This window comes from Bifidobacterium catenulatum PV20-2 (genome assembly GCF_000800455.1).
In the GTDB taxonomy this organism is placed as follows: Bacteria; Actinomycetota; Actinomycetes; order Actinomycetales; family Bifidobacteriaceae; genus Bifidobacterium; species Bifidobacterium kashiwanohense_A.
In genome coordinates this window covers 65,610-84,668 of record NZ_CP007456.1, presented here as the reverse complement: position 1 = coordinate 84,668, position 19,059 = coordinate 65,610, and the positions used below count along the sequence as shown (strand labels likewise).

Below are 19,059 nucleotides of genomic sequence, written 5' to 3'. Positions count from 1 at the left end.
GCAAGCCTTGGCGTCGATGGCAATCGCCGACATTCCAGCGTTCCGGCATGCTTCGGCGTCAGGCGAACGTACAATCGCAATAACTGCAATCGGGCCCTCATCGAGCGAGGGCCCTCATCATAAGAGGTGGCAATATGCGCATTCACATCACATATACCGGCGGCACCATCGGCATGATCGACTCGCCAAACGGCCTGATTCCGGGCGCCGACACTCGCGGATGGCTGTTCCGCCTGTTGGAGGACGCGCACATGGACGCAAGCCCGTTCACGTTCACCGAGCTTGATCCGCTTATCGACTCGTCGAACGCGACGCCTGACAATTGGCAGACGATGGTTGATGACTTGCGTGCGCATCACGATGATGCCGACGCGTTCGTGGTACTGCATGGCACCGACACGATGAGCTATTCGAGCGCCGCGCTTTCGTACGCACTGGCCGATTTCGGCAAGCCGGTGATTTTCACGGGTTCGCAGCATCCGCTCGGCAAAATCGAATCGGATGCCATTGCGAATGTCACGGGCGCGCTGAACGCCGCGATGAGCGGACGATTCCACGGTGTGGGACTGTTTTTTGGACATCACCTGTTTGCCGGCAATCGCGTGAGCAAGTCGTCGAGTTGGGCGTTTGAAGGATTTTCGGCGCCTTCCGTCGGACCGCTGGCTCGTACGGGCACGCCATGGCATTGGTATGCGGGCGATACCGCTTCGGCCGGTTGCGGCTGGACGTCACCTCAACCTTACTCCCGTCACGATGTTGCCGTGATTGATATGGTGCCCGGCATTTCCGCGGCGCGATTGGAAGCGATGCTTACGCCGCGTCCGGAAGCGGTATTGTTGCGCGCGTACGGCGTCGGCAATGTGCCGAGCGACGAACCAGGATTGACCGACGTGATTGCCGACGTGCTGCATGACGATGTTCCCGTTGTGATCGCGTCGCAATGTCAGCAGGCGGAAGTGCTGCTCGGCCATTACGAGACGGGCGATGCGATCGCTCGCGCCGGCGCGATCGGATCCGGTGATATGACGCTGGAAGCCGCGTATGCGAAAATCATGTTCCTGCTGTCGCAAGGCGTGACCGGAGCCGACTTTGGCAAGTGGATGCGCGCATCGATCGCTGGCGAAGTCTCGCCAAGCTCGTTGTAAACGCTTCCCCAAAGCGCCGCGCTTAACACCACTCCCCGCGAATCAAGCGGATTCGCCGCGGTCGAAAAGCACGGTGAGCGCCCACAGAATGCTGACCACGTCGATCGCCTCCTGCATGAATGCGCCAACGACCACGGGAATCAGGTTGAATGCGGCCGCTACCATGCCGATGACGGCGAGGCCGAGACCGATCAACACCGCCTGAAGCATCACGTTTTTCGTACGACGTGCGATGGCGATGGCACGCGGCACAGAGGCGATGTCATCATTCATGATGACCACCTGTGCGGATTCGGAAGCTGCGGTGGACGTGCCGTCGGTCATGGCCATGCCGATGTCGGCGACCGCAAGTACGGGGGCATCGTTGACGCCGTCGCCGACCATCATGGTGACTTGGCGATTCCTGGATTCGCCAGTTATACGCCGCATGATGCGGGCGGGCATGGACTGGTTTTGATGCGTGGACTCGGTGGCGTTTTTGACAGCGGCAACCTTATCTTCAGGGAATAGCTCGGATTGCACGTCATCGATACCGACCTCGTTTGCGATGATGCGGGCGGATGCGGCCTTGTCGCCGGTCAGCATGGACAGTTCCTTGACGCCAAGCTCATGCAGACGGGCCAAGGAACGTTTCGTATTCGCACGGGGCACGTCGCGAAGCACGATGCGGGCGGCCAGTTTGCCGTCGATCGCCACGTATGCGGCCATCTCGTCCGGCGCAAGCGGAGCGAACAGCGAGTTTGCGGTTTCGGACTTGCGGACGGGCGTCGTCTGCGACACCTCAGCGAAAGGGGTAACAAAGGGGGTTACAACTGTAGACTGCGCATCGTCGGACATTCCGTCTCGTACTCCTAGAGTGTCCGATTCTGGAGAATCGGACACGTAAGCACGCGTTTCAGCCCTCTGGATGTCCGATTCGGCAGAATCGGACATCCAGCGTTCACTCGGCGCATGCAGCACCGGCATGAATCCGGCTTCGTCGGCCGTCACATACGCAAAACGCCCCACACGCACCCGATGCCCGTTCACTTCGCCGGAAACACCTTTGCCTGAATCCTCCACAATGTTCTTCACCACCGGATAGTCGTGCCCGTGCCCAGGCAGATCACGCTCAGCGCACAACCGCTGCCCCGACTCATACCGCGCGTACAAGTCATCCGTAGCCTTGCGCCCGGCCGCCGCAATACCTTTCGACAGAATGTGCACCGAGTAACTTTCCACCACACCGGCCATCATGAGAATATGGTCTTCATTGAACGGCGAACTCGTTTCGAACGGTTTCTCCACGCGCACGACTTGCGGTTGCTTGACGGTAAGCGTGCCGGTTTTATCGAAGAAAATATGCGATACGCGACCTAGATTTTCCAATACGTCCTGTGCTTTAATCAGGATTCCCGCTTTGGCAAGTCGCCCTGTTCCAGCCACATACGCAACCGGCGCGGCAATCAGCAGCGGGCAAGGCGTGGCGAGGACCAACACCTGCGCAAATCGCAACGGCAATCCGGAAACCGCCCACGCAATCCCAGCAATCGCAAGCGAAAGCACGGTAAACGGCACTGCAAGCATATCCGCGGTCTTCACGACAGCGGGGCGCGACTCTTGCGCCGATGAAACCAGCTCGAGAATCTTCTGATACTGCGAATCCTGCGCAAGTTGTGTGGCACGCATGGTCAACGTGGTCGAGCCATTGACTGCGCCAGACATCACGCGAGCGCCCGCATACACTTCACGCGGCACAGGCTCTCCGTTGATGTTGCTCAGGTCCAGCGTGGCCACACCCGACAGCAGCTCGCCGTCGACAGGCACCGTTTCGCCAGGCAGCACCAGAATCACGTCGCCGAGCCGCACCTGATCGACGGGGACCGTTTCGAAGCGCTCTCCAGCCGCATCATACGTTTGCGAAGCATCTTTTGTGTCCGATTCTGGAGATTCGGACACATGCGCACGCGTTTTGCCGCTCTGGTTGTCCGATTCTGCAGAATCGGACACATAAGCATGCTTTTCACTGTCTTGGTTGTCCGTTTCCGCAGAATCGGACATTCTGACGGCACGGAATCCGTCGGCTGTCACGTCGGCCGTATGCTCGCTGCCCGTCGCATGCACATGCCCGCGCACTCCCGGCAGCGCAACCACGTGCGCGGTTCGGGGTGCCGCGTCGATCAGCGCGGTCAGGTTGCTTTCGGCCTTCGACTGTGCGAATTCCTCGATCGCCTCGCCGGATGAGATCATCAGCACCACGGCCCAAGCAGCCCAATATTCCTGCACTGCAACCGTCGACGCAATCGCAACGACCGCCAGCAGATCAACGCCAACATGGCCGTGCCGCAAATCGTCGATCATGCCACGCACCGTCACCACAATCGTGTATGCGACCAGCGCAATCACTATCCACTGTCCAACACCCGGATCAAACGCGCTCAGCCAACCGAAGCCAGCATGCAAATCGTGAGAAACCCACGAAACCCATGCAGCCTCGCCCCACGGTCTCCACTCCCCCAGCAATGCCAACGGAATCACGGCCAGAATGGTGATCGGTAATAACGGAACCTGCTTGCACAGTCGCCAGCAAATATCGATGATTCTACGCATGAGAATCTCCTTACGCTCGTATCGGACGCCTTGTTAACCCATCGGCACCTCGCCCGCGCGAGCCATCGATACACGGCGTAAAAAGATATTTCTAGCGTAGCAAACATTTGCGATTTTCGTGTCGCGATTGCCAAAAATAGAAAAGCGGGACTGTGCGATTGTTCGCCACAGTCCCGCTTCTGCTTTTAACTTTTATTGATTTTCCGCGGTTTTACCGTTCTTGCGATGACATTCACAAGACGTTCTTGCGATTAAGCAACTCCAGTCGCGTCTTCGCCGTCAGCCTATCGGGTGGTCATCACCCTTATTGCAGCCCGCCGCGACCGACCGCAACCATACACGGCCAGCCGCGGCGGTCCGCCGCGCTTTACCACAGGCCGAACGGGTCGAACAGGCCGCCTCCGTCACCGTAGCCGTTGCTACCGTTGCCGTCACTCTGTCCATTTCCGTTGCCGCTATTGCCATCATTACCGTAACCATTGCCGTTGCCGTTCTGGCTCTGGCCATCATTGCCGTTGTTCTGCTGGTTCTGGCTGTTAGAGGAGTTCGTCTGGGATTCCTCCTGGTCAAGCGTCACGTCAAGCTCCATGGTGTTGCCGTCGCGCACGACCGTCAATGTCACCTTGTCATTCATGGCGGAGGCGCGCACGTAGCCGAGCAGCGAATAGTTGTTGTTCACCGCCTTGCCGTTGAACGCCACGATGGAGTCACCGGCCTTCACTCCGGCCTTGGCCGCCGGACTGTTGTCGACCACGGACTGCACCTGCGTGCAACCGCGGGTCACGCCGTCCGCCTCGACCGTGGAGCTCTTAATGGTGACGCCAAGCGCCACATGCCGCACGGTGCCGTTGTCGATGATCTCGTTGGCCACACGCTTTACCAGGTTCGACGGAATGGCGAAGCCGATGCCGATTGATCCGGCGGTGCCGGAAGACGTTGTGGTGGATGCGATGGACGAATTGATGCCGATCACCTGACCGGCCGCATTGAAGGTCGGACCGCCTGAATTGCCTGGGTTGACGGCCGCGTCGATCTGCACGGCGTTGGTGACGATGTCGTTGTTGTTGTCATCGGCTACGGTCACCGGGCGGTTGAGCGCGGAAACAATGCCGACGGTTGCGGTGTCATCGTAGCCGAGCGGGTTGCCGATGGCCATCACGGATTCACCCACGGCAAGATTGTCGGAATCGGCAAATTTCGCGGCCTTCAGATCGCTCGGAGGATTGTCGAGCTTGATTACGGCCAGATCGGTGGTGGCGTCGGTGCCGACGATTTGCGCTGAGTAGATGGTGCCGTTGGCAAGCGTCACTTGAATCTGCTTCGCACCGGAAATCACATGGTTGTTGGTAACGATGTAGCCTTTGGCGCTGATGATTGCGCCGGAGCCTTTGGCGCTGCCGTCGCTGGTCGCCACGTCAATGGACACCACAGAATCGGACACTTCTTTCGCCACTGCGCTCCAGTCTGCGGCCTCGCCGGACTTGGCTTGTGCGGATCCGGAGCCGGAGGTGTTGGATTTCACGCTGGTCAGTGAGCTGGAGGTGGGTACGGTCACCCATCCATTGGTGATTGCCGCGTATCCGACACCAAGGCAGAGGACCGCGGAGACAAGCGCCGCCACCACGCCGGTCATCACATGCCCGGTCACGCCGGAAGCGGACTTCGGCTTGGCTGCAGCGCCATTCTGCCGCGGGGTACCGAACGGATTACCGTTATTCGGATTCCCAAACGGGTTGCCATTATTCGGATTATTCGGCCCGGCCGGTGGCACGTCGGCACCGCCTTGCGCCGTGGGCCTCATGAACGGATTGCCGTTATTCGATTGCGCGTTCTGCTGATCGTTCTGCTGATTTCCACCCACATACGGATTTCCGAAGAAAGGATTGCGAGGCCGCTGCGGAGCCTGCCCGTGCATGCCATATTGCGGCTGCGGCGGCATGTTCGGTGCGCCATTCGCAGTACCGTTCGCAGCGCCATTCGCGGCTGCGGTATCATCAGCCGGCTGCGGCGGCACGGGACCGTACGCACCATATTCCGGTGCCGGACGATACTGCTGGGCCGGCGCACCTTGCGCGGAACCACCAACCACGGTACGTTCGCCCGCTGCGGAAGCATAATCCGGCGTATCGCCCGCCGCAGCCGCGGATTCCGCCGAAGCGCCATCGTTCGCAACAGGCATGGCGGCCGTCGGCTGATCCTCAATACCGCCCTGCACGTTAATCGGTTCGGTAGCCGACTCTGCAGCATACGGCTTGCCTGCGTAAGTTTGTGTCTGTTCCGCATCAACCGGCGGCATCGGCACGGTCTGCTGTTCGTCATTCTGCGGCTGCACGGCGTTCTGGTCGTTCTCTTCAGCCATTTTCGCTCCTTATTCGTCTCGCGGCATTTCACAAATCAGCAATCGTGCCGCTCGAACTGCTATCTACGAGTAAAGATACTCGCTCTGGAAGTTTCCTGAATGTTTGTTGAAAGTAACGACCGAATCTCTTGGCAGTTCTCTCTATACGATGCCAGAGGCTATGCGATGCAACTTGACAAACCTCAGCCGATACGCCTTCTCACAACCATCGCAAGAAATTCGATAACTCATTCGCGCTATATGCGGCAGAAATGCAGCCACGCAAAAACTCATTTGCGCTATATGTGGCACTTCCCTCTGCATAGATGGGTTCAAAACGTCGTTTCAATACCCCCTAACGACTCTTGTTTTCGGAAAACTGCCACATATAAGGAAAATCACATTTTTCAACGGAACGAATCTGCCACATATAAGGAAAATCGTATTCAGCCGGCGAACGACGTAGCCACCGTCGGCAATCGGCGCTATCGCATACAGTTGAAAGCATGACAAGCTTGAACAAACCACAGATCAACGCGGCGGCGCACGAAACCGCAGCAACAGCCGCAGCGAACATGGCGACACCAGTCGAAAACCTCATCGAACATCCGCGTGGAGCGGAACCAGACAAGCCGGGCCGCCGCGACGCCTTCTATTTCGAGCAGAAAACCCGCCTTCCCGACGCGGCCGACGGCAAGGGACGCGGCGGCGCACGATACGGCCGCACCGGCATCATTCACACCCCCCACGGCGATATTCACACTCCGGCGTTCGTGCCCGTGGCCACGCAGGCCGCGATGAAAGCCGTGCTGCCTGAAACCATGAAGGATCTCGGCGCACAATGCTTGCTGTCCAACGCGTTTCACCTGTATGAACGCCCCGGTGAGCAAGTGCTCGACGAAGCCGGCGGCCTTGCCAAATTCATGAATTGGAACGGTCCGACCTTCACCGATTCCGGCGGTTTCCAAGTGCTTTCGCTCGGCGCGGGCTTCAAGAAAACGCTCGCCATGGATGTGACCGGCATGAAATCAGACGACGTGATCGCCGAAGGCAAGGAGCGCCTCGCGTTCGTAGACGAGGACGGCGTAACGTTCAAATCGCCGCTCAACGGCTCACTGCACCGTTTTTCCGCCGAAATTTCAATGGGAATCCAGCATAAGATCGGCGCCGACATCATGTTCGCGTTCGACGAGCTGACCACACTGATGAACACGCGCGGCTACCAGGAGCGTTCCGTGGAACGCACCTACCGTTGGGCGCAACGTTGCGTTGCCGAGCATAAGAGGCTTACCGAAGAGCGCGTCGGCAAGCCGTATCAGGCGCTGTATGGCGTGGTGCAGGGCGCGAATTATGAGGATTTGCGCAGGCATGCGGCCGAACAGATCGCTTCGCTCGATTTCGACGGCGTCGGCATCGGCGGCGCGATTGAAAAGCGCATTATCGGCGACACTTGCGCTTGGATTTGCGATGCGATGCCGGAAAGCCGACCGCGTCACGTGCTCGGCATCGCTGCGGTGGACGACATCTTCGCCTGCGTGGAGAACGGCGGCGACACCTTCGACTGCGTGGCCCCCGCGCGTTGCGGCCGCAATGGTGCGATCTTCACGCGCCACGGCCGCTACAACATCAAGCGCGCGCAGTTCAAGCACGATTTCGGTCCGCTTGAGGAGGACTGCGGCTGCTACACCTGCACACACTATTCGCGCGCTTATGTGGACCATGCGTTGCGCGCCCGCGAATTCAACGGTTTCACGCTGGCGACGATCCACAACGAGCACTTCTTCGTAAAACTGCTCGACGATATCCGCGCATCGATCGACGGCGGCTATTTCAACGAATTCCGCGACGAGACACTCGCCAAGTTCTACGAAAACGGCTCCAAGGGCTGAGGCAAAGCCACTCCGGATTAAGTATCCTGAAAACAGCTCAAGCGCCGATGAACCCCCGTCGGCGCTTTTTCATGCCTCCCCGTATCCCGTCCCATGTGTCCGATTCGGGAGAATAAGGACACCCAAGCTCTTTCCTAAACCCAACGAGTGTCCGATTCTCCAGAATCGGTCACAGCACATATACGTTTATCAGAGATAAAAGCTGCCTAAATCACACACCATGCGTCATGGTTTGCATCAGCCAGAGGGCTATTGCCTGACCTCGCGTTTTCGCCCCAAGCTTCGCCATGGCACGCTTGGTATAAGTCTTGACAGTGTTCTCCGATAATCCTAAGCATTCCCCCACTTGAAGTGTGGTCTGCCCTCGCGCATACCTGGCTATAATCGCCGTTTCCCGATCGGACAAAACTGGTTTCACGGCCTGCCCGCCAAGAGTCTCTGCCACGATCCTACGATGCGCCTGTACTGGCAACTCAAAATGCAGATCCGGCATGGTTTCCGCTAACTCATACGGCAGATAAACGTGTCCAGATACAACGCATTCGAGAGCAGCGGCAATAGTGCGCAAATTTCGTTTCGCGACAATGCCTTGCACTCCAGCCTGAGCCACCGCAGCAGCATATCGGCGCAACGGAAAAGAAGTAATCGCCAAAATCGGCATATCGTCAACAGTACGCCGAATCTCCTGGCAAATCTGCACGCCATCGGCATCAGATAATGACATATCCATGAGTAATATCTGGGGACGTGTTTGCGAATTACTACATAATTCCGCAGCTTTTTTACCAAGCGTGCATCGCCATAAAATTTTCTTGTCTCCAAATTGTTGAGTCAAATAGCTAGACAACGCACTCAACGTCAACACATCATTGTCGACTATTCCTATATGTTCAACTGATTTGTCAATTCTTTCCACATTAGTTTCCATTATATTAACCACCAAATTACTTGCGATATTTTATAAAGCTTCAGCATGAATAATTATCAAATATCTACACCAAAACCTATTGTTTTCACAACGGTATGACCACATGCAGCGTCCAAGTATCACCCTCTTCACAAGTAGTAATCGACCCGCTCATCGCGTCAAGCATCCTCCGATGAAACGCAAGTCCCCTTCCTGAAACCTTCTTCTTATAGCCGCTCTGCGCATCGCGCGGGCACGCTATAGCGTTTACCTGCGTGATGCGGAGGCATCCGTTCTCGCGACTGACAAAAACAGCGTATGGCTGACTCGTATCAGCGTGACAAGAAATATTGGTGTATAACTCATCAATCAGACTTGTACACTCATCAATCAGATCCGCACAAACACTTTCACCAGTATCATCAGCATCCGCAACATCCAGCTGAATCTCACTTGTTCCAACAAACCCGAGCGTCTTAAGCCGAGAATCCCCCTCATCACAATGCTCGCGAATAATTCTCTCCAATGAAGAAACATCTGGCATCTGTATTTCTTGCGATTCGCAATCAAACCCTTCGCCGCCAACGGGATTTGCGGGGTCGATATCTCGTCCAAGAATATCAATAACTTCATGAACATTGTCCATCGTACGTTGAGCCGCATCATCGATATGTTTCCACGCAACCCGTTCCTCGTCCGATAAGGTTTTACCCTCCAGCTGCTGCTGCGCAATAAAGGCAATATACGACAGACCACCGGTAACCGTATCATGCGTCCTGCTGGCCAATTTTGCATCTCGGCGCATAACCGTCATGCGATAACCCGCCTGTTCCAATCTCCTATCGCGATCCGCAAGCACTGCGATAAGCGCCCGATGCGCGGCAACAAATGCATATATCAGCCAATACAGCGCATATACAACGCACAAGACTCCCCCGACTAATGCCAACCATAACCAGTGCGACGCGTCATAAGCAATCATTGTCGCAGTGCCCAGCAACGGAACACCATATCCGCCGATATACGCATACAGCGTATCGTTATCAACGAATTTTTCCAAGGCTTTTGCCAGCCCGCCCGCAACCGACGAATGTATCGTGCCACGGTATTTCATGCATCTCACACGCCGTTTACCGAAAATATTTTCCCCACGGAACAGGCGCACGATGTACACGCCTCGATTGACGATGAAATACACAGTATAGGAAACAGCAAAAATCGCGCTGACACACGCATAGAATCCGTTTCCATCACGAGAATAGAGCCATCCTGCAGCCATCGCTACAACCAGCAATGGCAAGGAACGCACGTCAAAGCGGCGCTCATAGTCGATATCGTCCTTATCAAGAAAGACCTCGCGGAAAAAATCTTTCAAGCCATATGTAAGGTCATGCATGCCGGCCGTCACGCGCTCAGTATGTACGCCACCGTTCGAATCGCATGCATTTTGCTTCCGTCGCATATTCACACCTTTCACCGGGGGACACATTCCGTCATCATGTAAATCACGCAATGCGGTTCCGTACAACAGCAATGTCACCCGTTTGAATATTTAATGCGACACATCCCCCTAACAGGTGACAGCACTCTATCACAATTGCGAACACGCTTCTACTCTCGACTGATGTCACGTCAACTTGACGAAAGGACATATATATGAAAAAGAACACGTTACGTGTTATTGCGACTATTTTGGCTTGTGCGACACTTGCATCGGGGAGCGCGACAGCAATGGCAGATGAAGCTTCGCTTCCCAGCATGGATGAGGTGCCGAACAGCGCAGCAATCGAACACGGAGCACATAGCCTCTCCGTCCAGCCCACAGCCGACAAACAATATGCTTACCCGGCAGAGGCGGAGGCTTCCGGAATATTCCCCACTAAAAATGCAAACGCCTTGCAACCATTGAATGACACGGATGACGTGCCACAGAGTCGTGGAGCCGTAGGAAATGTAGCCAAAGCGCTTAAAGTAGCGGCAAAAATTTTCAGTGGAGCAAAATGGCTCGGCGATCTCTCCGGCTTTCTGCAAAAACCTGAGAATTGGGCAGCTGGCAAAATCGAGCAATTCCTCCGTCAGCATGGCGTAAACGCAAGCACTGCACATTGCGTAGCACAAATTCTGGCGAATATTTTAATTTAATTCCAATATCAGTTATCGCAGGACATTAAATTATGCTGAAAACTATTCTAACAATTACCTTCGCTTGTACATTATCAACAGTTCAGGGAATGCCCCCATGCGCCATCAGTAATCCATCAGTAAGCAATGCAGCTGCAGTCACAGTCTCCTCAAAAGCAACGTGTGATCACGAATATAAACTTTTAGGGAAAACATGCAAACGCCTACACGGTGCTGCGGCCGCAGTATGCTGGGCCGGGGTAGCCGCAGCCTATGCCGCCTGCCTAGCGGGAAAAAGTTCCAATGCGACAAATAGCCAAACACTATCTTCTGACCCGAAGAGCGAACAACCCGCAATCGAAGATACACGCATTTGATGGGAGACGAGCATGCAGCGACAATTCCAATACGAGGGTGGAGATCGGGTGTTGTCGGTTTCCGAACCGCAAATCGACGAGGACACCTGGAGTGTAAACGTTCGTCTGGAAGACGCTTCTGGACAGACCGTCTGGGAGCATGTCATTTACGGCATCGACGAGGTGCAAGCCACGCTCCTGGGCTTACATTTTGCGAAAACCCGATTGCTGGATGACGGCGGCTACCGTTTTCTCGGCGGCACCGATTTGATGCTGCCTTGATTCACGCCCGTTCACAGCCGCGTATTCGCATGTCTATTTGTCCGATTCTCCAGAATCGGTCACTCGCAGCGCATCCTCCACTCACCCGAGTGTCCGATTCGGGTAAATCAGTCATGCACGCATCATCCGAACGCCCCAGACTGTCCGATTTGGGTGAATCGGACACCGTAACCATCGCGACACGCCGATTTGTGCCACAGATAGTAAAGGTGTAAATTAGTCGATTGTCTGCGAGCGTGGCGGAATGGTAGACGCGCTGTCTTCAGGTGGCAGTGAGTGTATGCTCGTGGGGGTTCAACTCCCCCCGCTCGCACGGGCCGAAAAGGGCTGGAATCCAACGATTCCAGCCCTTTTGTTTTAACAACAAATCCTTTCTACGACAACACATTTGGCAACAACTGATGGCGCCTCCAGTAAAGGGAAACAGGACGATGGCAGCATCTATGCGGTTAAGGTCCCTTCGGTCCGTGTGAGAACCAAGGGCATTCTCGGGCAATTCGTGCGAAGCATGCACGAAGAAGTCGGCAAAAAGAACATCATCATTGAATTCGAGAGTGTGAAGCAAAATCAGGAAGCCTGATTGGTCCCAATCGGCTTTGCGACCAGTCTCCTTCTCTGAATTCAGAGCTCTTTCTCTGAATTCAGAGAAGGAATGTATAATTCAGAGAAAAATTCAGAGAATCAGAGCAGGCGGTGGCAAATGGCGCATGAATACGGTAAAGAAACCCTGTCCAAAGAATTCAAAAGTGACATCAAGGGCTTGCCCGATTCCGAATTAGTGGAAGCCGTTGTCGCCCTAGCCAATACAGACGGCGGACGCGTATATTTGGGAGTCGAAGACGATGGCACTCCGACCGGTGCACAGCGTAAGCATCAGGACCCCATCGGCCTGGCGGCAATGATCGCCAACAGAACCGTGCCTCCGGTATCGGTTCGCGCGCAATTAGTCGGAGATGACATCACCGTCATCCAAGTCGACGTGCCTAAGTCACACAGCGTGGTGTCAACCAGATCAGGGAAAATCCTCCGCCGCATGATGAAAGTGGACGGCACGCCTGAGAGCGCGCCCATGTATCCGTATGAAATCGTCACCCGTCTTTCCGATCTAGGCAAGCTCGACTACTCCGCCCAGCCGGTTCCGGAAGCCACAAGGGAGGATTTCGATCCGCTGGAACGAGACCGGCTGCGTAGAATCATTGCTACTTATCAATCCAGCGACCGAAATCTGCTGGAGCTCTCAGACGAGAATCTGGAAAAATCTCTGCAACTCACCGTGTCAGCAAACGGGAATATAACACCGACCTTGACGGGACTGCTGCTCATCGGCCGCGAGGAATCATTGCAACGCCTCGTCCCAACAAACGAAGCAGCGTTCCAAGTCCTTGTAGGCACCGACATCAAGGTGAACAAGACATATCGTGGTCCACTGCTCAAAACCATAGAGCAAATAGCGGAGTCATTCGCCCCTTGGAATCCAGGAACGGAATTGAATGTAGGACTGTTCTCTTCGATGGTGCCCGAATTCGACGAGAGAGCTTTCAGGGAGGCTTTGGTGAACGCATTCGGGCACAGAGACTATTCAGTTCTCGGACGGGTACGAGTATCAGTGGATGACGCAGGACTAACCATTGCCAATCCCGGCGGATTCGTGGAAGGTATCAACATCCACAACTTACTTACCGCGGAACCACACGGACGCAACCCATGCCTCATGGACGCACTAAAACGAACAGGCCTTGCCGAAAGAACCGGACGCGGAATCGACCGTATCTTTGAGGGAGCCCTGAACTATGGCCGTCCCCTGCCTGACTATTCAAGATCCAACGGAAACGGAGTATCGGTTCTCCTGCCCAGGAGCGCGCCTGACAAAGCGTTCGTGGAGCTACTGGCCGAGGAGCGCGAACGCAGCGGCAAATCCATGTCCCTCGACGGACTGCTCATTCTGGATAAGCTCAAACGAGAAAGACGCTGTAGCTTTGACGCACTGTCGGATTCTCTCGACATGAGCAATCAGCGCCTGCGCACTGTATTGGGGCAGCTGACGGAATCTGGACTCGTAGAAAGCGCCGGTTCCGGCACCCGCCGCACGTACACGCTGGGAGCAAAAGTGTATCGACGCAGCGGCAAGATGGTGGAATACGTCAGACAGTCAGGCATCGATAAAGTGCGCTATCCCGAATTGATCATCAAGCTAATGCGCGAGCAAAAAACCGTAAGCAAAAACGATGTGATGGAGTTGCTGCACCTTGATGGGAATCAGGCGTACTACCAACTACGGAAACTCGTCAAAGAAGGTCGTGCCAAAAAGGTAGGGAGCGGTCGCAACGCGCGATATACAGCAATATGACATGAGACATTGGCCAATCCACTGCGTCCTGTCATGCGCCAAGAGCGACTCCGCCCTTGGCGTTTTCCCCTACGGCAAGCAGCCAATTCACAGCAATTACAACCTCGCTGCCGCAGCCAACCGCCTAAACCAGCTCCGCCGATTCTGTTCCACGATGGAATTACAGAACTATCGCCGCCGTTCTTCTCCGACGGTCGGAAAGGAGCCGATCACACTATCCAAACCACCGCACACTCCATGCTCCTAAGGGCATAGAACGTCACAATCCGCCGAGAGGATATGGGAGCAGTCGAAAAAGCCGGGAGCACGCCTCCGCTCATTGCGTTTTATTTCAACGCCGCAGAGGACCCCCGGCTGAGACCAGCTTAACACTATGCCGCTGGGAAATGTGGCATGGCGAAAAATGCAACAAAAATATGCCAAACCCAGCTGCCCACCACGGAAACGAGCAGCCCTCGAGCCGACCATCCCCTCACCCGACAGCGCACGCAATCGAAAGCATTTCCAATGCATTTCACTGTGAGCATAATCGCGGAATGGACGCGGCCTGGAAGAGTTGGATGAAGTGAAAGGTCAAGGTCAGGAGCCCGGGAGGGTTCCGGATGCGGCAACGAACCCGGTCGCCGGTGTCGCTGGATGGTGACGCCGCAGCGATAATCGCACGGCCGGCTGCCAAGCCGCATTACTCCGCGCGCAGAACGCGCATTTGCTTAAGGAGTACCGATTATGGCAATGTTTCCGGCTTTGATGAATGACACGATGTTCTCCGACCTGTTCGACGATCCGTTCTTCGAGGGTTGGCGCAACATGGACCGCGCAGCCGCATACGATCCGAACATGTCCGCAGGCATGATGAGCACCGATGTGCGTGAGACCGACAAGGGCTACATGGTCGACATCGACATGCCTGGCTTCAAGAAGGACGACATTTCGCTGGACCTGCAGAACGGCTATCTGACCGTTTCCGCGCATCGCAACAGCTCGCACGAGGACAAGGACGACAACGGCCGCTGGCTGCGTCGCGAACGCTACGCCGGCTCTTGCTCTCGTAGCTTCTACGTTGGCGAGGACGTGAAGGATTCCGACATTCACGCCAGCTACAAGGACGGCACCCTGTGCCTGGAAATGCCGAAGCCCGAAGCGCAGCAGCAGGTTGAGGCCAGGCACCAGATCGCCATCGAAGGCTGATTTCCCGGCCTCTGCAAGCCGTGAATCGCGGTAATCACTAAGCAAACAATGCCGGGCACCCGTGCAAGGTGCCCGGCATTTTCGTTTTTCGAATGTCCGATTCTGCAGAATCGGACAAATATGCATCCCAAACATGACCCCACGTGTCCGATTCTGGAGAATCGGACATTCACGCACCATCAACGCGACCTTGTTTGTCCGATTCTGCAGAAACGGACATTCGTGGCGACGAATACAACGCGATCTGCTTGAGCATCGTTACAAAACCGTGCTCGCGCATCGGTAGCGTATGTTTCATGAACGAGACACTTCGCGACGCGCTGTTTCTTGTGGTGCTGTTCGTTTCCAACGCGATCCAGGCGATCACCGGATTCGCGGGAACCGTGCTGGCGATGCCGGCCTCAATGCTGCTCATCGGCACGGATGAAGCACGTGTGGTGCTCAATATGATGGCGCTGCTATCCTGCCTATGGCTCGGCATCCAGCATCATCGCCATATCCGATGGCGTGAACTTGGCATCATGATCGCCTTCATGGCTGTCGGCATGGTCGTAGGCATTGCGATGTACAGCCTGCTGCCGCTTGCGCCGTTGCAAAAAGCATATGGCCTGTTCATCATCGCCATCGCCGTGAAGAATCTGTTCCGTCCGTCCACGTCCATGCCAAGACATGGAACGCTGATTGCGATTCTGATCGGCGCAGGCATCGTGCATGGACTGTTCGTTTCCGGCGGATCGCTACTGGTGGTGTATGCGGCAGCCGTGCTGAAGGACAAGGATGAATTCCGTGCCACGGTCGCCTGCGTGTGGGTGGCGCTCAATTCGGTGATGGGAGTCCAGCAGATCACAGCCGGCGCCTGGACGACACATGCGGCGCTGCTCACCCTCATCAGCATTCCGCCGCTTATCGCAGCCGTCTTCATCGGCAACGCGCTGCAGAAACGCATCAGTCAAACGGCGTTCCTGAAGCTGACCTACGTACTGCTCATCGTTTCCGGCGCGTCCATACTCCTATAAGCCCACACACCATAGGCGCGGACAACTGGGCCGCACCGTTACAAACGACCGGTACAGTTCCAGCTATGACCGTTCGTTTGCAGGAGCTTTTCGACCAGGCCCGCGCGCAGAAGCATGACATCACGCTGATCGCCGGAAGAGCTGGCCTCAACCAGCCGGTGCGCTGGGTGCACATGGTCGAGAACGAGGAAATCGCGGGATTCCTCGAAGGCCAGGAGATCGCGTTCACCACCGGCATCGGTTTGGACAGCCAGGAAAGCCTCACCGAACTGGTGGCCAGCACCTACCGATGCGGCGCAAGCGGCATCGTGGTGAACGTCGGCCCGTTCATCCACCAGATCAGCCCCAACGCCATACGATTCTGCGACGAGCACGATTTCCCCCTGTTCCGCGTGCCGTGGAACGAGCATATGGCGCAGATCATGCACCAGTTCAGCCTGTCGATCACCCTGAGCGAGAAATACACCCTCGAACTGGGGGTCGCCCTGAAGAACGCCATCGAATGGCCGGCCAACGAGGAACTCTACCTGGACACGCTTGAGCAGAACGGCTTCGGCAAGGATTGGAACTACAGCGTCGGTGTGATGGATTGCGTGTCCACTGTGCCCACCGCCGAATGCGCGCTGCCGCATGTGGCGGACGCGCGCATCGATATGTTCCGCGACGCCCTCGAATCCCTGATCACGCAGCATCAGTGGCAGATCGCGCAATTCGCCATGGACCATCGGATAGTGATGGTGTTCGCCCGCTACAACGCCGACAAAATTTCGACGATCACACGTGAGATGCTGTCGGCATGCATGGCGATCGCGCATGACGACGAACGCATGTTCATCGGCATCGGCAAAATCACGAAATCGGCTCGCTGCATCGGCAAAAGCTATCGTCAGGGACTGACGTTGGAACGTCTGCAGAAGCATCGCGGCAAATCCGAAACGCCATTCCTTTACGACGACGCCGGAGTCGACAAGCTGCTGCTGTCCGTAGGCGACCCCGAGATATTGCGCGATTACTACAACCACACCGTCGGCCCGCTCGTCGAATACGACAAGGTCAACAATGGCGATTTGACCGAGACGTTGCGCAATTATCTGATGTTCAGCGGCAGCATCAAGGAGACCAGCGAGCGCATGTACGTGCATCGCAACACGGTGAGCTACAAGCTTGGGAAGATCCAGGACATCCTCGATGTGAATCTGTCGGATTTCGCGGTGCGTGAGTCCCTTTCGATAGGACTGCATGTCAGGGAGCTGCTGGACTGCTGACAACGGCGGCCACACCCCGTCATTCTTTTGTGCTGCAGCACAAATAGCTTTAGGCGCTGCAGCATTGTTCCACAATTTCCGGATTCATACAATGCAAGTTATCGCAAGGATTTCCAACGTGAATTCCTGCATTGCGAGCATTGGTAAATCAACATCGGAAAACGTCGCACAAGCTTTTTGTGCACGACGCACATCCCATCCGATGTGACGGCGGAAGGAACAACCATGGAAGAACTGACCGGCGAAGAGGTCGCATCCCTGCACAGCGAATACGTCATGCAGTCCTGGCACAAGCAGGGCGGCCCCGTCAAGCCCATCAAGAAGGCCGACGGCATCTATTTCTGGGATTACGACGGCAAGCGCTACACCGACATGTCCTCGCTGCTCGTATGCTCCAACCTCGGCCATGAGCTTCCCGAAATCGTGGATGCCATCAAGGAGCAGGCCGACAATATGTGCTTCATGGCTCCCGCCTACGCATCCGAACCGAAATCACGCCTGGCCAAGATGCTGGTCGACGTGGCCGACCCCGATTTCTACCAGCGTGTGTTCTTCACCAACGGCGGCGCCGATTCCAATGAGAACGCCATCAAAATGGCCCGCATGGTGACCGGCCGTCCGAAGATCTTCAGCTGTTACCGCAGCTACCACGGCTCCACCATCGGCGCCTCCAACGCATCCGGCGACTGGCGTCGTTTCGCCACCGAGCTGGGCGGCTCGGCTCCGGGCTTCGTGCATTTCATGAATCCGAACATGTATGAGGACGGCTATACCCGTGGCGTGGACGATGCCACCGTGACCGCCGACTATCTGCATCGCCTGGACGAGCAGCTGCAGTACGAGGGGCCGGACAGCGTCGCGGCGATTCTGATGGAAAGCATCGTCGGCGCCAATGGCGTGATCCTTCCGCCCGAAGGCTACATGGAAGGCGTGCGCGCGCTGTGCGATAAGTACGGCATCCTCATGATCTGCGATGAGGTCATGGCCGGCTTCGGGCGCACCGGCAAGATGTTCGCCTGGCAGAATTTCGACGTCAAGCCCGACATGTTCACCTTCGCCAAGGGTGTCACCTGCGGCTACGTGCCATTGGGCGGTGTGGTGGTCTCCAAGCGGATTTCCGACTATTTCACCGACCATGTGCTGCAGTGCGGGCTGACCTATTCCGGACATACGCTCGCCTGCGCCGCCGGCGTCGCCGCGGTCAACTACTACCTCGAGCATGACGTGTGCGCCCACGTCAAGGAGATGGAAGGCATTCTCAAGCCGTTCCTCGAAAGCATGGTGGAGAAGCACAAGTGCGTCGGCGAAGCCCGCTGCATCGGCTTGTTCTCCGCGCTCACCATCGTGAAGAACAAGGAGACGAGGGAACTCATGGCCCCGTACCACACGCCGAATTCCGTCATGCCGCAGATCATGGCGAAGCTCATGGATCTCGGATTCTCCACGTTCGGCCGCGAAACCAACATCAACATCTGCCCGCCGCTGATCATCACCGCCGAGCAACTGGAAGAGGAACTGCCGAAGCTCGACAAGGTGCTCACCTGGGTCGACGAGAACCTGTGCGACTAAGCGATCGCGCGACACACGACAGCAGGAAGGAAGGTCAGGCAAGATGC

At 56.2% G+C, this 19,059-nt stretch carries 14 protein-coding genes and 1 tRNA gene; 11 read left to right on the top strand and 4 right to left on the bottom strand.

The window, feature by feature from the left end; all coding sequences use genetic code 11:
- Positions 1 to 134 precede the first annotated feature (134 nt).
- On the top strand, positions 135 to 1,145 hold the full coding sequence (locus AH68_RS00320; RefSeq protein WP_039196590.1) for an asparaginase: 1,011 nt from the start codon (positions 135 to 137) through the stop codon (positions 1,143 to 1,145).
- A gap of 42 nt (positions 1,146 to 1,187) precedes the next feature.
- Here AH68_RS00320 and AH68_RS00315 read toward each other — a convergent pair whose 3' ends face one another.
- Together AH68_RS00315 and AH68_RS00310 are read right to left on the bottom strand one after the other, a co-directional pair.
- The gene (locus AH68_RS00315) at positions 1,188 to 3,734 is read right to left on the bottom strand and encodes an HAD-IC family P-type ATPase (protein ID WP_039196588.1); all 2,547 of its coding nucleotides are present in this window, start codon (positions 3,732 to 3,734) and stop codon (positions 1,188 to 1,190) included.
- 367 nt (positions 3,735 to 4,101) lie between these two features.
- Positions 4,102 to 6,093 carry a S1C family serine protease gene (locus AH68_RS00310; RefSeq protein WP_039196586.1) on the bottom strand — a complete coding sequence of 664 codons (1,992 nt, stop codon included), beginning with the start codon at positions 6,091 to 6,093 and terminating at the stop codon, positions 4,102 to 4,104.
- A gap of 554 nt (positions 6,094 to 6,647) precedes the next feature.
- On the opposite strand from AH68_RS00310, the gene tgt reads away from it, so the two are divergent.
- Positions 6,648 to 7,961 (top strand): tRNA guanosine(34) transglycosylase Tgt, encoded by a 1,314-nt coding sequence (gene tgt, locus AH68_RS00305; RefSeq protein WP_039199614.1) that lies wholly within the window; start codon positions 6,648 to 6,650, stop codon positions 7,959 to 7,961.
- A gap of 211 nt (positions 7,962 to 8,172) precedes the next feature.
- Here the strand turns inward: tgt and AH68_RS00300 are convergent, their stop codons facing one another.
- On the bottom strand, positions 8,173 to 8,877 hold the full coding sequence (locus AH68_RS00300) for a response regulator transcription factor (RefSeq protein WP_039196585.1): 705 nt from the start codon (positions 8,875 to 8,877) through the stop codon (positions 8,173 to 8,175).
- 97 nt (positions 8,878 to 8,974) lie between these two features.
- The gene (locus AH68_RS00295) at positions 8,975 to 10,330 is read right to left on the bottom strand and encodes a hypothetical protein (RefSeq protein ID WP_039196583.1); all 1,356 of its coding nucleotides are present in this window, start codon (positions 10,328 to 10,330) and stop codon (positions 8,975 to 8,977) included.
- Positions 10,331 to 10,524: 194 nt separating this feature from the next.
- On the opposite strand from AH68_RS00295, the gene AH68_RS00290 reads away from it, so the two are divergent.
- The 9 genes from AH68_RS00290 to AH68_RS00255 all read left to right on the top strand — a co-directional run bounded on the left by AH68_RS00290 (position 10,525) and on the right by AH68_RS00255 (position 19,012).
- The gene (locus AH68_RS00290) at positions 10,525 to 11,010 is read left to right on the top strand and encodes a hypothetical protein (RefSeq protein WP_039196579.1); all 486 of its coding nucleotides are present in this window, start codon (positions 10,525 to 10,527) and stop codon (positions 11,008 to 11,010) included.
- A gap of 368 nt (positions 11,011 to 11,378) precedes the next feature.
- Entirely contained in the window at positions 11,379 to 11,627 is a 249-nt protein-coding gene (locus tag AH68_RS00285) for a hypothetical protein (protein WP_034255222.1), read from the top strand.
- A 230-nt stretch (positions 11,628 to 11,857) separates the two neighbouring features.
- Positions 11,858 to 11,940: transfer RNA gene (locus AH68_RS00280), tRNA-Leu, on the top strand.
- Positions 11,941 to 12,015: 75 nt separating this feature from the next.
- Positions 12,016 to 12,207 (top strand): hypothetical protein, encoded by a 192-nt coding sequence (locus AH68_RS10490; protein WP_144245671.1) that lies wholly within the window; start codon positions 12,016 to 12,018, stop codon positions 12,205 to 12,207.
- A gap of 120 nt (positions 12,208 to 12,327) precedes the next feature.
- Complete coding sequence (locus tag AH68_RS00275) at positions 12,328 to 13,974, top strand: ATP-binding protein (RefSeq protein WP_039199612.1); 1,647 nt, start codon at positions 12,328 to 12,330, stop codon at positions 13,972 to 13,974.
- A gap of 726 nt (positions 13,975 to 14,700) precedes the next feature.
- The gene (locus tag AH68_RS00270; protein WP_039196577.1) at positions 14,701 to 15,162 is read left to right on the top strand and encodes an Hsp20/alpha crystallin family protein; all 462 of its coding nucleotides are present in this window, start codon (positions 14,701 to 14,703) and stop codon (positions 15,160 to 15,162) included.
- A gap of 296 nt (positions 15,163 to 15,458) precedes the next feature.
- On the top strand, positions 15,459 to 16,178 hold the full coding sequence (locus tag AH68_RS00265) for a sulfite exporter TauE/SafE family protein (RefSeq protein WP_039199610.1): 720 nt from the start codon (positions 15,459 to 15,461) through the stop codon (positions 16,176 to 16,178).
- A gap of 65 nt (positions 16,179 to 16,243) precedes the next feature.
- On the top strand, positions 16,244 to 17,443 hold the full coding sequence (locus AH68_RS00260) for a PucR family transcriptional regulator (RefSeq protein ID WP_039196575.1): 1,200 nt from the start codon (positions 16,244 to 16,246) through the stop codon (positions 17,441 to 17,443).
- 225 nt (positions 17,444 to 17,668) lie between these two features.
- Complete coding sequence (locus AH68_RS00255; RefSeq protein ID WP_039196570.1) at positions 17,669 to 19,012, top strand: aminotransferase class III-fold pyridoxal phosphate-dependent enzyme; 1,344 nt, start codon at positions 17,669 to 17,671, stop codon at positions 19,010 to 19,012.
- The last annotated feature ends 47 nt before the right edge of the window (positions 19,013 to 19,059 follow it).